This is a genomic window from Pseudomonas putida (assembly GCF_016406145.1).
Taxonomy (GTDB): domain Bacteria; phylum Pseudomonadota; class Gammaproteobacteria; order Pseudomonadales; family Pseudomonadaceae; genus Aquipseudomonas; species Aquipseudomonas putida_E.
The window spans coordinates 466,266-482,000 of sequence record NZ_CP066306.1; the positions used below are offsets into that span (position 1 = coordinate 466,266).

The 15,735-nt window shown below is 61.9% G+C and carries 10 protein-coding genes and 1 pseudogene; 9 read left to right on the plus strand and 2 right to left on the minus strand.

Annotated elements, in window-relative coordinates; all coding sequences use genetic code 11:
- Positions 1 to 122: 122 nt before the first annotated feature.
- The 7 genes from hutC to hutG all read left to right on the plus strand — a co-directional run bounded on the left by hutC (position 123) and on the right by hutG (position 8,439).
- A complete protein-coding gene (gene hutC, locus JET17_RS02145; protein WP_174141112.1) occupies positions 123 to 833 on the plus strand; it encodes a histidine utilization repressor in 711 nt (236 codons plus the stop codon).
- Positions 830 to 1,402 carry a HutD family protein gene (locus JET17_RS02150; RefSeq protein WP_012312372.1) on the plus strand — a complete coding sequence of 191 codons (573 nt, stop codon included), beginning with the start codon at positions 830 to 832 and terminating at the stop codon, positions 1,400 to 1,402. The genes hutC and JET17_RS02150 overlap by 4 nt, the downstream gene beginning before the upstream one ends.
- Positions 1,403 to 1,659: 257 nt before the next feature.
- Positions 1,660 to 3,333 (plus strand): urocanate hydratase, encoded by a 1,674-nt coding sequence (hutU, locus tag JET17_RS02155; protein ID WP_012312373.1) that lies wholly within the window; start codon positions 1,660 to 1,662, stop codon positions 3,331 to 3,333.
- A 69-nt stretch (positions 3,334 to 3,402) separates the two neighbouring features.
- Positions 3,403 to 4,935 (plus strand): histidine ammonia-lyase, encoded by a 1,533-nt coding sequence (hutH, locus tag JET17_RS02160; protein ID WP_012312374.1) that lies wholly within the window; start codon positions 3,403 to 3,405, stop codon positions 4,933 to 4,935.
- A 65-nt stretch (positions 4,936 to 5,000) separates the two neighbouring features.
- Positions 5,001 to 6,404, plus strand: coding sequence for an amino acid permease (locus JET17_RS02165; protein ID WP_012312375.1), 1,404 nt, complete (start codon positions 5,001 to 5,003; stop codon positions 6,402 to 6,404).
- Between the two features lie 15 nt (positions 6,405 to 6,419).
- Positions 6,420 to 7,625: an imidazolonepropionase gene (gene hutI, locus JET17_RS02170; protein ID WP_012312376.1), complete on the plus strand. Its 1,206-nt coding sequence runs from the start codon at positions 6,420 to 6,422 to the stop codon at positions 7,623 to 7,625.
- A 10-nt stretch (positions 7,626 to 7,635) separates the two neighbouring features.
- Entirely contained in the window at positions 7,636 to 8,439 is an 804-nt protein-coding gene (hutG, locus tag JET17_RS02175) for an N-formylglutamate deformylase (protein WP_012312377.1), read from the plus strand.
- A gap of 54 nt (positions 8,440 to 8,493) precedes the next feature.
- Here hutG and JET17_RS27645 read toward each other — a convergent pair whose 3' ends face one another.
- The gene (locus JET17_RS27645; RefSeq protein ID WP_420094564.1) at positions 8,494 to 9,867 is read right to left on the minus strand and encodes an NEL-type E3 ubiquitin ligase domain-containing protein; all 1,374 of its coding nucleotides are present in this window, start codon (positions 9,865 to 9,867) and stop codon (positions 8,494 to 8,496) included.
- 3,126 nt (positions 9,868 to 12,993) lie between these two features.
- Positions 12,994 to 14,037: pseudogene (locus JET17_RS27650) on the minus strand (dermonecrotic toxin domain-containing protein); the annotation flags it as partial.
- 193 nt (positions 14,038 to 14,230) lie between these two features.
- On the opposite strand from JET17_RS27650, the gene pip reads away from it, so the two are divergent.
- Positions 14,231 to 15,202, plus strand: a complete 972-nt coding sequence (pip, locus tag JET17_RS02185) for a prolyl aminopeptidase (RefSeq protein WP_012312379.1) — start codon at positions 14,231 to 14,233, stop codon at positions 15,200 to 15,202.
- Entirely contained in the window at positions 15,199 to 15,636 is a 438-nt protein-coding gene (gene dtd / locus JET17_RS02190) for a D-aminoacyl-tRNA deacylase (protein ID WP_012312380.1), read from the plus strand. The genes pip and dtd overlap by 4 nt, the downstream gene beginning before the upstream one ends.
- Positions 15,637 to 15,735 lie beyond the last annotated feature (99 nt).

Genomic DNA, 15,735 nt, shown 5'->3' on the forward strand with positions numbered 1-15,735 from the left:
TGCTTGTATATACATATACAGTTGTTTGCCTGCCGGGTAAACTGCGGCAAGCTACCGCTCATTCAATCGCACAAGGATCCAACGCCGTGCCGACACCTCCTGTCTCCGCGCTGGTTGCCCAGATGGGCGAGGGCCCGGCGCCGCTGTACGCGCGGGTCAAGCAGATGATCATCCAGCAGATCGACAACGGCAGCTGGCCGCCCCATCACCGGGTCCCTTCGGAGAGCGAACTGGTCAGCCAGCTGGGATTCAGCCGCATGACCATCAACCGCGCCCTGCGTGAGCTCACTGCCGAAGGCCTGCTGGTACGCATGCAGGGAGTAGGGACGTTCGTGGCCGAACCCAAGAGCCGCTCGGCGTTGTTCGAAGTCAACAACATCGCCGACGAGATCGCTGCGCGTGGCCACCAGCATAGTTGCCAGGTGATCACCCTTGCCGAAGAAGCGGCCGGCTCCGAGCGCGCTCTGGCACTGGACATGCGCGAAGGCCAGCGGGTGTTCCATTCGCTGATCGTGCATTACGAAAACGGTATCCCGGTCCAAATCGAGGACCGCTACGTCAACGCGGCGATCGCGCCCGATTACCTCAAGCAGGATTTCACTCGACAGACGCCTTACGCCTACTTGTCCCAGGTTGCACCGTTGACCGAGGGTGAGCACGTGGTCGAGGCGATCCTGGCTGAGCCGCACGAGTGCCAGCTGCTGCAAATCGAACGGGGCGAGCCTTGCCTGCTGATTCGCCGCCGTACCTGGTCTGGTCGCCAGCCAGTGACGGCCGCGCGGTTGATCCACCCCGGTTCCCGTCATCGCCTGGAAGGACGTTTCAGCAAATGAACCCGTTGCAGTTGTTGCGTGCACAGGACTACCCGCGCATGCCATGGAAGAACGGGGGTGGCTTCACCGAGGAAATCACCCGCGACAGTGGCGAGGGCCTGGAGGGGTTCGGCTGGCGGCTGTCGATTGCGGATATCGAAGCGTCTGGTGGTTTCTCGGTGTTTACCGGCTACCAGCGGATCATCACCGTCTTGCAGGGTGATGGCATGCGCCTGCTGGTTGACGGGCAGGCCAGCCGGCCGCTGCTACCGTTCGACGCCTTCGCTTTCGCTGGCCAGAGCCAGGTCAGTTGCAAGCTGCTGGGTGGGAAGATCCGTGATTTCAACCTGATCTACTCGCCGCAGCGCTATCGCGCGCGCTTGCAGTGGTTCGATGGTACCAGCCGGTTTTTCAGTTCGGCGTCGACTGTGCTGCTGTTTTCGGGCAGTAACCAGGTTGAGGTGCAGTTGGCCGGGCATGATTTGGAGCGGCTGGGGTTGTATGACTGCCTGCGGCTCGAGGGGAACGACGCGCTGCTGGAGCTGCAGGTTCAGGGGCGGTTCTGCCTGATCGAGCTGATTCCAACCTGAGCTGGCTGAGGCTGCTGTGCAGCCCTTTCGCGACACAAGGCCGCCTCTACCGGACACCGCGCCCGTCTGGGCAAACGCGATCTGTGTAGGAGCGGCCTTGTGTCGCGAAAGGGCCGCGCAGCGGCCCCGGTTTCCTCCAGGCTGTTCAGAAGCGGTCCCAATAATTTGGTTGTCCATGCTTGTACATACAAGTAAAGGTGTGTTTGTATATCCAACACGACACACCTGCCCGCGGACGACCGCAGAGGACCCTTCCCGTGACCGACAACAATAAATACCGTGACGTTGAAATCCGTGCCCCACGTGGCAACAAGCTGACCGCCAAAAGCTGGCTGACCGAAGCGCCACTGCGCATGCTGATGAACAACCTCGACCCGCAGGTCGCGGAAAACCCCAAGGAACTGGTGGTTTACGGTGGCATCGGTCGCGCCGCCCGCAACTGGGCCTGCTACGACAAGATCGTCGAGACTCTGACCCGCCTGGAAGATGACGAAACCCTGCTGGTGCAGTCTGGCAAACCGGTCGGGGTATTCAAAACCCACAGCAACGCTCCACGCGTTCTGATCGCCAACTCCAACCTGGTGCCGCACTGGGCCAACTGGGAACACTTCAACGAACTGGACGCCAAGGGCCTGGCCATGTACGGCCAGATGACCGCCGGCAGCTGGATCTACATCGGCAGCCAGGGCATCGTCCAAGGCACCTATGAAACCTTCGTCGAGGCCGGCCGCCAGCACTACGGTGGCAGCCTCAAAGGCAAGTGGGTACTGACTGCAGGCCTTGGCGGCATGGGCGGCGCCCAGCCCCTGGCCGCGACCTTGGCCGGCGCCTGCTCGCTGAACATCGAATGCCAGCAGAGCCGTATCGATTTCCGCCTCGAAACCCGCTACGTCGACGAGCAGGCCAAAGACCTCGACGACGCCCTGGCACGCATCGCCAAGTACACCGCCGAAGGCAAGGCCATCTCCATTGCCCTGCACGGCAACGCCGCTGAAGTCCTGCCGGAGCTGGTCAAGCGTGGCGTGCGCCCGGACATGGTCACCGACCAGACCAGCGCCCACGACCCGCTCAACGGCTACCTGCCGGTCGGCTGGACCTGGGAGCAGTACCGTGACCGCGCGCAGACCGAGCCGGCTGCCGTGGTCAAGGCCGCCAAGCAGTCCATGGCCGTGCACGTACAAGCCATGCTCGACTTCCAGAAACAGGGCATTCCGACTTTCGACTACGGCAACAACATTCGCCAGATGGCCAAGGAAGAAGGCGTGGCCAACGCTTTCGATTTCCCGGGCTTCGTGCCGGCTTATATCCGCCCGCTGTTCTGCCGCGGCGTGGGGCCGTTCCGCTGGGCTGCGCTGTCCGGCGAAGCCGAGGATATCTACAAGACCGATGCCAAGGTCAAGGAACTGATCCCCGACGACGCCCACCTGCACCGGTGGCTGGACATGGCTCGCGAGCGCATCAGCTTCCAGGGCTTGCCTGCGCGCATCTGCTGGGTTGGCCTGGGCCTTCGCGCCAAGCTGGGCCTGGCCTTCAACGAAATGGTACGCAGCGGCGAGCTGTCGGCGCCAATAGTCATTGGCCGTGACCACCTGGACTCAGGCTCCGTATCGAGCCCCAACCGTGAAACCGAATCGATGCGTGACGGTTCTGACGCTGTCTCCGACTGGCCGTTGCTCAACGCCTTGCTCAACACTGCCAGCGGCGCTACCTGGGTTTCGCTGCATCACGGTGGGGGGGTAGGCATGGGCTTCTCGCAGCACTCGGGCATGGTCATCGTCTGCGATGGTACCGATGAAGCCGCCGCACGCATCGCCCGCGTGCTGACCAACGACCCGGGCACCGGTGTCATGCGCCACGCCGACGCCGGCTACGACATCGCCGTGGACTGCGCCAAGGAACAAGGCCTCGACCTGCCAATGATCACAGGCTGATCACTGCACTTTGACCAATACTGAACAACAAGAAGGGGCCTGCGGGCCCCGGCAGAATGGAGTAGCGAAGTGACCGAACTGACCCTCAAGCCTGGCACCCTGACCCTGGCCCAGCTGCGCGCAATCCACGCCGCACCCGTGCGCCTGCGCCTGGACGCCAGCGCCGATCAGCCGATCAACGACAGCGTTGCCTGCGTCGAACAGATCCTTGCCGAAGACCGCACCGCCTACGGTATCAACACCGGCTTCGGCCTGCTGGCTTCCACCCGTATTGCCAGCCATGACCTGGAAAACCTGCAGCGCTCGCTGGTGCTGTCCCACGCCGCCGGTATCGGAGCGCCGCTGGACGACGCCCTGGTGCGGCTGATCATGGTGCTCAAGATCAACAGCCTCAGCCGAGGTTTCTCCGGCATCCGGCGCAAGGTGATCGATGCGCTGATCGCCCTGGTCAACGCTGAGGTCTATCCGCATATACCGCTCAAAGGCTCGGTCGGCGCCTCCGGCGACCTGGCACCGCTGGCGCACATGTCGCTGGTGCTGCTCGGTGAAGGCAAGGCACGTTACAAGGGCCAGTGGCTCTCGGCTACTGAGGCCTTGGCCGTCGCTGGCCTGGAGCCGCTGACCCTGGCCGCCAAAGAGGGCCTGGCCCTGCTCAATGGCACCCAGGCGTCTTCGGCCTACGCCTTGCGCGGTCTGTTCTACGCCGAAGACCTTTACGCCGCCGCCATTACCTGCGGTGGCCTGACTGTCGAAGCAGCACTGGGCTCGCGTTCGCCGTTCGATGCACGGGTGCATGCCGTGCGCGGGCAGCGGGGCCAGATCGATACTGCGGCCTGTTTCCGTGACCTGCTGGGTGACTCCAGCGAAATCTCGCAATCGCACAAGAACTGCGACAAGGTTCAGGACCCGTACTCGCTGCGCTGTCAGCCGCAGGTCATGGGTGCCTGCCTGACTCAGTTGCGCCAGGCCGCCGAGGTCCTCGGTATCGAGGCTAACGCGGTGTCGGACAACCCGTTGGTGTTCGCTGCCGAGGGCGATGTGATCTCGGGTGGCAACTTCCACGCAGAGCCTGTAGCCATGGCCGCTGACAATCTGGCCCTGGCCATCGCCGAAATCGGCTCGCTGAGCGAGCGCCGAATTTCACTGATGATGGACAAACACATGTCCCAGCTGCCGCCGTTCCTGGTGGAAAACGGTGGGGTCAACTCCGGCTTCATGATCGCCCAGGTCACGGCTGCAGCCTTGGCCAGCGAGAACAAGGCCCTGTCGCACCCCCACAGCGTCGACAGCCTGCCTACCTCGGCCAACCAGGAAGACCACGTGTCGATGGCCCCGGCTGCAGGCAAGCGTTTGTGGGAAATGGCCGAGAACACCCGCGGCGTGCTGGCCATCGAATGGTTGGGCGCCTGCCAGGGGTTGGACCTGCGCAAGGGGCTGAAGACCTCGGTCAAACTGGAGCAGGCGCGCCAGGCGCTGCGCAGCGAGGTGCCGCACTACGACCGTGACCGCTTCTTTGCGCCGGATATCGAAAAGGCCGTCGAGCTTTTGGCCAAGGGCAGCCTGACCGGCCTGCTGCCGGCTGGGGTTCTGCCGAGCCTGTGATGCCCTTGGGGCCGCCATGCGGCCCATTCGATCTCACGACCACAAAAACAAGATCAGGACGTGACATGCAACAAGCTCAAGGTCTCAAGCGTGGGCTATCGGCCCGACATATCCGTTTCATGGCGCTCGGTTCCGCAATCGGTACCGGGCTTTTCTATGGTTCCGCCTCTGCCATCCAGATGGCCGGGCCGGCCGTACTGCTGGCTTACCTGATTGGCGGCGCAGCCGTGTTCATGGTCATGCGCGCCCTCGGCGAGATGGCCGTGCACAACCCCGTCGCCGGCTCCTTCGGCCATTACGCCACGACCTACCTCGGCCCAATGGCCGGTTTTATCCTTGGCTGGACTTACGCATTCGAGATGGTCATCGTCGCCATCGCCGACGTCACGGCCTTTGGCATCTACATGGGTTTCTGGTTTCCTGAAGTGGCCCGCTGGATCTGGGTGCTAGGCATCGTCTTCCTGATAGGCGGCCTGAACCTGTGCAACGTCAAGGTGTTCGGCGAGATGGAGTTCTGGCTGTCGCTGCTCAAGGTCGGTGCCATCGTCGCGATGATCCTCGCCGGCCTCGGTATCATGGCCTTCGGCTTCAGCCAGGTTGGCACCGGGCATGCGGTTGGTTTGAGCAACCTGGTCGAGCACGGCGGCTTCATGCCCAATGGCGTCGGCGGCTTGATCGCCTCCTTCGCGGTGGTCATGTTCGCCTTCGGCGGCATCGAAATCATCGGCGTCACTGCGGGTGAGGCCAAGGACCCGCAACGGGTCATCCCCAAGGCCATCAATGCCGTGCCGTTGCGTATCCTGCTGTTCTACGTGCTGACCCTGTTTGTGCTGATGTGCCTTTACCCGTGGCCGCAGATCGGCAGCGAAGGTAGCCCGTTCGTGCAGATATTCAGCAACCTGGGGATCGGGTCGGCGGCGGCAGTGCTCAACGTCGTGGTGATTTCCGCTGCGGTTTCTGCCATCAACAGTGACATCTTCGGTGCTGGCCGCATGATGTACGGCCTCGCCCAGCAAGGCCATGCGCCGCGCGCCTTCAGCCAGCTGTCCAGGCACGGAGTGCCGTGGATGACGGTAGTGGTGATGGGGGCTGCGCTGTTGATTGGCGTGGTGCTCAACTACCTGATCCCCGAGAACGTGTTTCTGCTGATCGCCTCCATCGCCACGTTTGCCACCGTGTGGGTGTGGTTGATGATCCTGGTTACCCAGGTTGCCATGCGCCGCAGCATGAGCCGCGAGGAAGCGGCCCGGCTCAAGTTCCCGGTACCGTTCTGGCCCTACGGCCCGGCCATGGCCATTGCGTTCATGGTGTTCATCTTTGGCGTGCTCGGTTACTTCCCCGATACACAGGCAGCGTTGCTTGTCGGCGTGATCTGGGTGGTGTTTCTGGTTGCGTCCTACCTGTTGTGGTGCAAACCGCGGGCAGGGCAGGGCGAGGTGGCCCAGGCAGCGGCCGAGCTGCATCGCTAGTTCAGGAGATTGCATATGAGAACCCTCTGGCAGCACTGCCATGTGGCAACCATGGTGGACGGCCGTTACTCGATCATCGAGGACGCAGCGATCGTTACCAGCGGCGGCGTGATCGAGTGGCTCGGCCCACGTAGCGAAATGCGGCCGGTCGAGGCGCAACGTACGGTTGACCTGGGCAATGCCTGGGTCACCCCCGGCCTGATCGACTGCCACACCCACGCCGTGTTCGGTGGCAACCGCAGTGGCGAGTTCGAGCAGCGCCTGCAGGGTGTGAGTTATGCCGAAATCGCTGCGCAAGGCGGGGGCATCGCCAGTACCGTGCGGGCCACCCGCGCGGCCAGCGAGGATGAGCTGTTCGCCAGTGCCCGCCAGCGGGTACAGGCGCTGATGCGCGATGGTGTAACCACAATCGAAATCAAGTCCGGCTACGGCCTGGACCTGGCCAACGAGCGCAAGATGCTGCGTGTGGCCCGGCGCCTGGCCGATGAATTGCCCCTTGCCGTGCGCGCCACTTGCCTGGCTGCCCATGCACTGCCGCCGGAATACGCCGGTCGCGCCGACGACTACATTGCGCACATCTGCAACCAGATGCTGCCCGCGCTGGCCGCCGAGGGGCTGGTGGACGCCGTGGACGCCTTCTGCGAGCACCTGGCGTTTTCCCCGGCGCAGGTCGAGCAGGTGTTCGTCAGGGCGCGCGAGCTGGGCCTTCCGGTCAAGCTGCACGCCGAGCAGCTCTCATCGCTGCACGGCTCCAGCCTGGCAGCGCGCTACCAGGCGCTGTCGGCCGACCACCTGGAATTCATGACCGAGGAAGATGCAATGGCCATGGGCGAGGCAGGCACTGTCGCAGTGCTGCTGCCGGGCGCGTTCTACTTCCTGCGTGAAACCCAACTGCCTCCAATGGAAGCCTTGCGCCGCCACGGCGTGAGGATTGCTCTTGCCAGCGACCTCAACCCCGGCACATCACCAGGTCTGTCGCTGCGGCTGATGCTGAACATGGGGTGCACGCTGTTTCGCATGACGCCGGAAGAAGCCCTGGCTGGAGTTACCATCCATGCCGCCACGGCACTGGGCATGGGCGACACCCATGGTTCGCTGGAAGTCGGCAAGGTGGCGGACTTTGTCGCTTGGCAGATCGAGCGCCCCGCCGACCTGGCCTACTGGCTGGGCGGCGACCTGCCCAAGCGCGTGGTGCGCAAAGGCCATGAAATATCCCACTGAGCGAGGCGAGATGGACAAGGTACTGAGTTTCCACCAGGGCCGTTTGCCCCTGCTGATCAGCATGCCCCACGCGGGGCTCAAGTTGACCCCTGCCGTGCGCGACGGTTTGGTCGACCAAGCGCGAAGCCTGCCCGACACCGACTGGCATATCCCGCGCCTGTACGATTTCGCCCGTGAGCTGGGGGCCAGTGTGGTGGCGGCAGAGTATTCGCGCTTCGTCATCGACCTCAACCGTCCGGATGACGACAAGCCGTTGTATGCAGGAGCTACCACGGGCCTGTATCCGTCGGTGTTGTTCGAAGGGCAGCCGCTGTTCAAGGAAGGCTGCGAGCCTTCTGCCGATGAGCGTAAGGTTTATCTCGAGCGAATCTGGCGGCCGTATCACCAGCTTATCGAGCACGAGCTGGCACGCTTGCGCAGCGAGTTCGGCTATGCACTCCTATGGGATGCCCACTCGATCCGCTCTTTCATCCCCCACCTGTTCGAAGGCAGGTTGCCAGACTTCAATCTGGGCACCTTCAATGGTGCCAGTTGTGCTCCGGCACTGGTCGAACGGTTGCAAAGCGCATGTGCACAAGCGCAAGGCTATAGCCATGTGCTCAATGGCCGCTTCAAGGGGGGGCACATCACCCGGCATTATGGCGACCCTGGCGGACATGTCCATGCCGTGCAACTGGAGCTGGCGCAAAGTACCTACATGGAAGAGAGCATACCGTTCGAATATCGCGAAGATTTGGCGCAATCGACGCAAGTCGTCCTGCACCAGCTTTTGACGGCCATGTTGGCGTGGGGGCGGGAGCACTATGCACAGTGACTGGCGAAGGCCTGGCCGGTTGGGAAGGCCTTCGCAGTTCGTTTCAGGGTGTGATCATTCGTGCCGACCCTGCATACGGGTCAGTTCCTGAAGCAGCTCCAGCTCTTGGTGGTCTTTGTCGTTTTGCAGGTTCTGCTGCAATACCAGCTCCTCCGTCAGCGGCAGGTCGAGCGCAGCCAGTTCGAGCACGTGCTCGCCAAAGCGTTGTTCTATCTCGGCAAACTGGCCGGGGTATTCAGCGCGCAATCGGCGGGTCCAGTCATCGTTCGCCAGCATGTACTGGATGAACGCATCACTGTTTTCCTTTTCCCGGATGCGTTCCAGAACACTGGAAATTTCACCCGGCGCCAGCATGGCCGCGCCGCGAAAACGCATACTGTCGGCAATCGGCAGGTCCAGCTCGCGGGCCAGCTCCCGGCGGTAAGCCAGGCGTACCGAGACCCGGTCACCCTGACCTGTCCGGCTGTTGGCCAGCAGTTCCAGCTGACCGATCCGGTACAGTTGAAGCAGGCGCCGATAAAAGGCCGGCAAGGAGTCGCCCGCGTCAGTGAGGATGCGGTTCGACATCAGGTAAAGCTCGATATTGTTGAACTCCTGAAGCGCGCCATCGTGGCAGGTCTGCGAGCCGGTGACCGGGTCGGGCAGGGCTGCCGCGGCGATGCTGCTCATGGTTGGCAGCTCATGCTCATGGGTTGCCGCAATCACCAGCATCATGCGCACGCGCTCGCAGAATGCGGCTTGCGAGGTAGGGTCGAGGTAGGGCGCCGCATTGCGCAAGCGGCCAGCGAGGGCCAACAGGTTATGACCACTTTCGAGCGTCTGCAGCCTTTGCCAGCAGTCTCGCAGGGCTTCGTTCTGCGCTTCGTTGCCAAGCGCCCAATCCTCCAGTCTTGGTGAGTCGTCGCCGGCGTAGGGCACTGGGAAGTGAGGATGATCGAGTAGTGAACCCTCATCAGAAGATTCGGGCAGGACAAGGTTGTCGGGGATGTCGAGGGCGAAGGAGAGGCTGTGCTGGCTGTCGGAAAACGTGCGCACCCGTTGGATCGTATCTTCTGACAGAGGGTTGTCGAACATCGAGATCGAGGAGATCGGCATCGGGTTGTGGATGTTTTCCAGAATATGGTTGGGCAGCTCCGAGATATGGTTGGAGCTCAAATCCAGCAACTCCAATGGCAGCAGGGCATCGCACCAGGCTGGCCAGGCGTGCAGGTTCATGTTGGTCAGGCTCAGTGATGTCAGGTTCGATGAGAGGTTTGCTGGTATCTGGGTAATGGCACCGATCTGGTTACCCGACAGATCCAGCGACGAAAGTTGCGGTAAACGCCCGAAGGCTTCGATCATGGCCTGGTCGATTTCCAGGCCCATGTTTCGAAATTCCAGATGCGCGAGCCGCTGCAACCGTACCAAGGCCGATGGCAGCGATGGCATTGGCGCTACGTGCGCTTCGAGGGTTAGCCGGGAGATATTGGGGAAGCGCCCCAGCAATTCGTTGAGCTGAGCGGTTGAGCCGCTGACGCGTGTCAGCGTCAAGGCGGTCACGCGTTCGCCGAAGAAGCTCGGCAGCCGCCGCGGGAAGTGCTCCAGTGCCACATCTTCAAGTTGCAGCCGAAGGTATTGCAAACCCTGCTCCTGCCTGGACCAGAACTCGGTGATCGCCACTTCGATGCGTTGCCTGTCCTCAAGCACCGCTTGGGTCAGAGGAGCATTGGAGCTTGAGGCTTGCGCCCAGCCTTCGATCGCCTCGCGCAGTTGCTGCCGCTCATTCTGGATTCGCTCAAGTCGTTGGGTCAGTTCAGGGGGATGATCCACATTGACCTGAACAGTCATCCGGCTCTCGCTCAGTAGCAGGCGCTGCAGATGGCTTTCGTTGATGTCGTTGCCCTCCAGCGAAAGACTCGATGGACGTTGGATAGCTTCTGCTTCGGTAAACAGGAACGAGGGGAGCGACCGGAGATTGTTGTTACGCAGCGAAAGGTGAGCAATTCGCTCCAGTGCGTCGCTGCCCAGCCCGATAGGCCATTGATGCAGTTGCATGGTGTTCAGGCCGAGGTAGTCCAGAGAAAGTTCATGGAAACTGGGGCTGTCGCGCTGGGCGAAGCGATTACCGCTCAGGTCCAGATACCTGAGCTGAGGCATCTGGGCCAGTTGGCTCAAGTCATTGGAGGTGAGTGCGACGTTCTGGTTGATGAAGCTCAGCGCTCGCAGCCCAAGCAAGTGCTCGGTGATCGTAGGGATGCTGAAAATGAAAGAGGACGGTGTAGCGGTGGGGTCGTAGGCCCGGCTGATCTCCAGAGATTCGAGTTGCGGTACCTGCCTGAGCAGACGTTGCAGCAAGCGTTCGTTCTGCGCCCAACCGGCGAGGGTGCCTGATGGCAGGTCGTAAAGCCGCAACCTGCGAATATTTGAGGTGAAGAACCCCGGCAGGGTCATGGGGATATCGGCCAGAGGCACGTGCTCCAGGCTCAACTCACTGGTGTGGCTGTCACCATCGATCAATGCCGTGTCGTACCAGTGCTGCATGATGGCTTGCCGCAGGGCGTTGTATCGCTGCGCTGCCCGATCGGACTCTGGCGACATGCCCTCGTTCCAGTCGTCCAGCCGGCTTTGCATCTCCATGCGTTGATCCACCAGTTGCTGCAGCCGTCCAAACACTTGCTGCGGGTTGCGGCCATTGCGGGCGATGATCATCAGAATCTGATCCGCCGACCTGGGTGTATGTTCGGTGAGCCCTGTTGCGTTGACGGCATCGAGCAAGATATGGCGGCTGATACCTGGTGCCGCCGGCAGACCGCCGCTCAACGGATACCCAATGCGCCCGTCAGCGAGCCGCATGGGGGAGCGGTAACCCGGCCGCACAGGTTGCATGCCCAGCACCTGCCTGAGTGAGGCACGTGGCAACAGTGGGCCTTCCTGCAACTGCAGACGCAATTCAGCCCCGTTTACAATGCCCATTCGGGTCATCGCCTGGGGCAGCGCTGAATATATAGCCGTACACAGATCGCCATGTACGGTGACCGGGTTTTGCGCCCCTGTCTCGGCATGGACGATATACCCTGCTTCAGCGCTGGTAATTACCCTGACATACCGCGCATCCGTTGGCCCCACGTTTTCACGATGAGCAGGCCAGAAACGGTGCTGGCGAAGCTCGAGCCTGGTCTCACTTGGCCAGCCAGGCAGCAGTTCGAGTGAGTGCATGATCAGCCGATCAGTGTCGCCGCTACGAACGCTGCTCAGGAATAGCCCTTCGTAGGCCCTGGCGAGGCGTACCTGTTGTTGGAAGATGCGTATCTCTTCAGTCAGGCGCACAGGCAGCTTGCCGGCGCTCAGTGCCGCAAGTTCGTCGCTGGCGGCGTTGCGCAACAACTCTTCGGTGATTGCTGCGGGCAAGTTCGGATAGACCCGCTGAATGACTGCCGCGCCGGTAGCCTGGCTCGCTGGCATGCGCGCGTAGACACGTTCGAGTTCAGCGGGCCATTGGTGCCTGTCAGGCAACCGACGGACGGCCTGGTCCAGCCTGAAGCGGGCCAGAGTGTCCTCAAGCAGGCCAGGCAGCCTCAGGTTCTCTGTCAGGGCATGGCGCAGAACGTCTTCATGTACGTCGCAGACACGCAGTATCTGCAAGGCTGTTTCTTCTGAGAATTGCCGGCTCGCAAGGCCCATGCGTTGCACCAGGGTCGTTCTTGACCATTGCAGAGGGTGCTCCAGCGGCAACAGCCAGGCGCCGGCGCCGTTATGGCGAAGCGCTGGCTCATGTGCCACAGGCCTGGACGGGTGCACGAGGCGGTACTCGTCAGTTGCCGCGGCTGGCCTGACGATGTACTGGTTCCCCTGCAAGACAAGCCAGCGCTTGCCTTGATAGTGAAGCAGGCCATGTTCATCGGGTTCCAGGTTTGCGGGCAGCATCTGGGGGCTGCGGTACGGCGTCAGGTCGGGCTTCCATAGGCGAGCCTCGCCATTAGGCAATTCGACATTTTCCAGCTCTTCGATAAAGGAGGGCGTTTCCACGGGAATACGCTCCACCTCGTGTTCCTCTGCCGGTGCGCCTGCAGCGTCTTGCCCTTCGTTCTTCAAAGCCTTGGCTGCGGCAGAGAGCGCCACCATGAGCGCCACGTTCTCGACAACATCGACCAGATACCCGTAGGCCGCATCGCGTTCGTCGTTTTTCCACGCTTCGATTCCTTCATAGACCTCACAGGCCAGCTGTGTCAGACATACAGCCATCATGGCCTCGCCCAGGCCCGGAACGAAAAAGCCTGCGATGTTCAAGCCCGTCAGCACTCGCCCGGCAATCAACTGTCGGTGGGCGTGGGCGGCACGTCGGTCGACGATCTCTGTGGGTACAGCGTGGAAAAGCACATCCTTTTCGTGGCGCTCGGCTTTCTGGAAGGCCATGACACCCTGAAATGCATGACGGAAAGGCTGTGCGACCGGGTACAGCGTTGCATGCGGATCCGGCACCCGCTCATGCAGGCCGCGGATGCTCCAGCCGATGGGGGTCAGGCGGTCCTTGAGGCGGGCGATCACCGAGGCTTTGTCGCGGTCGGCAACATGCCTGTCCAGGTAAGCGATGTTCGCCCTTAGCCGACTGCTCAGATCGGCCTTCAGGGCTTCCAGGGAGGCGAATTCCTTCAGCGGTGTCTCGCTGTCATCTGGTATGTACAGCGCCACGGTTTCTTGAGCCGATGTTCGCAAGGTGATGAGCGCGATGCCGGTGAGTTCGGTTTCCCAAAGTGTGAGCAGGCTGAAAGCGATCGCCGGTCTTTCAGGTTCAGCCGGCAGCTTGTCGAGGGGGGTGACAAGGGCGGTGGTGTACAGGACCTCGCTGATGTCGCCCTTGAGCCGGGCGAAATGTAGGGATTGCCTGAATGCCGATACTTCGGCGCGGCCCAAAGCTTGATACACGTTCAGCGCAGCTTCATCGGCGCTCAGCTGTGCTGTGGCTTCGGGATAGTAGATGGCGTGAAGCCTGTCGTGGTATTTGCGGCCCAGGTCCAGCTCACGGCACAAGTCTGCAAACCCCTCCGCGGCGATGTCCAGGGTGTTGGTGATGGGCACCGTACCCATGAAACGTCGGTGATCGAGAATGACGGATTTCTTCAGTGGCCCGCCATCGGCATCCATCCCACCCTCGACGGCGGCTGCAGCATCGAAGTTCTGCAGGGCGCAGTGCAGCAGGGAGCGGGTGGCGCGGTCGATGGCCTGACGGCTGTCGATGGCATTGGCCATGTCGATAAGGCGTGCATCCACCAAGTAGCAGTTATCCACATCGACAGTCAGGCCAAACCGCTCGGTGATTGCGTCTGTCAGTTGCTGTCTGGCCCAGGATTGCAGGTCGGGAAGCGCTTCAAACAGCCTGCGCACCTGTGCCGCGTGGTCGCGGTGGCGCGCATGCTCGTCACGCCAGGCTTTGGCGATGTCCGGCATTTGCAGGATGGCCGTGGCCAGCCAGGTGGGGGCCTGCTTCCAGTTGCGCATTGGGTGCAGGGTGTCGGGGGAAGCTGTTTTCAGCCAGGCAGGGATTTTTTGTTCGATGGTGGCGTACGGGGTACCTGGCGAGGTGAGGGTCTTGCCGGTCGGGCTAGGCATGCTGAGGTCCATTGCGGGAAACGGGGCAAAGGACTATGGAGAGTGGCCAAGCCTCGGTGGGGTAGATAAATCTGGCGTGGTGTCAGCGCAGCGGCAGAGGCATGGCAGGCTTGTGCGGGGGGGAGATGTCTTCTGACACATGCTCAAAGCGCAATTCAGGTTTATGATGCCCAACGGCAGACTAAATCCTCACACGGAGTGCGCAATGCAGACCCTCTACCCGCAGATCAAACCCTACGCCCGGCACGATCTGGCCGTGGAAGCGCCGCATGTGCTGTATGTCGATGAAAGCGGCTCGCCTGAAGGTCTGCCGGTGGTGTTCATCCACGGTGGCCCGGGCGCGGGTTGCGATGCCCAGAGCCGTTGCTATTTCGACCCCAACCTGTACCGCATCATCACGTTCGATCAGCGCGGTTGTGGCCGTTCCACCCCGCACGCAAGCCTGGAGAACAACACCACCTGGCACCTGGTCGAGGATCTGGAGCGCATTCGCGAGCACCTGGGCATCGACAAGTGGGTGCTGTTCGGCGGCTCCTGGGGCTCTACCCTGGCCCTGGCCTATGCCCAGACCCACCCCGAGCGGGTTCACGGCCTGATCCTGCGCGGCATCTTCCTGTGCCGCCCGCAAGAGATCGAGTGGTTCTATCAGGAGGGCGCCAGCCGCCTGTTCCCCGATTACTGGCAGGACTACATCGCGCCGATTCCGCCGGATGAGCGTAATGACCTGGTCAAGGCATTCCACAAGCGCCTGACCGGCAACGATCAGATCGCCCAGATGCATGCCGCCAAGGCCTGGTCCACCTGGGAGGGCCGCACTGCCACCCTGCGCCCCAATCCGCTGGTGATCGACCGCTTCTCCGAGCCGCAGCGGGCCTTGTCCATCGCCCGCATCGAATGCCACTACTTCATGAACAACGCGTTCCTTGCACCCGACCAATTGATCCGCGACATGCCCAAGATCGCCCACCTGCCGGCCGTGATCGTGCATGGCCGCTATGATGTGATCTGCCCGCTGGATAACGCCTGGGCGTTGCACCAGGCATGGCCCAACAGTGAGCTGAAGGTGATCCGCGACGCGGGCCATGCGGCGTCCGAGCCGGGGATCACCGATGCGCTGGTACGGGCAGCCGATCAGATGGCCCGTCGCCTGCTCGATTTGCCGCTGGAAGAAGCATGAAGGGGCTGCTGCAGCGTGTGCGCGGCGCGCGGGTAGAGGTGGCGGGTGAAATTGTCGGCGCCATCGACCAAGGCTTGTTGGTGCTGGTGGCGGTAGAGCCTGAAGATACCCGTGAACAGGCCGATAAGCTGTTGCACAAGTTGCTCAACTACCGCGTTTTCAGCGATGAGCAGGGCAAGATGAACCTATCCCTCAAGGATGTGGGCGGTGGATTGCTGCTGGTGTCCCAGTTCACCTTGGCTGCGGACACCCGCAGCGGCATGCGTCCGAGCTTTTCGACGGCTGCGCCGCCAGCGCTCGGTGCCGAATTGTTCGACTATCTTTTGCAGCAAGCCCAGGGCCAGCATGCAGATGTGGCAAGCGGCCGGTTCGGTGCTGACATGCAGGTGCACCTGGTCAATGATGGCCCTGTGACTTTTCTGTTACAAATATGAAGGAAAAAACGGCCTTGGTTGCGCGAAACAAGGTGTTTTGTACGATAAATAGTTGATCCAGCCTGATGCGTTGTAACGCATCCTGCTGGATAATCGCGC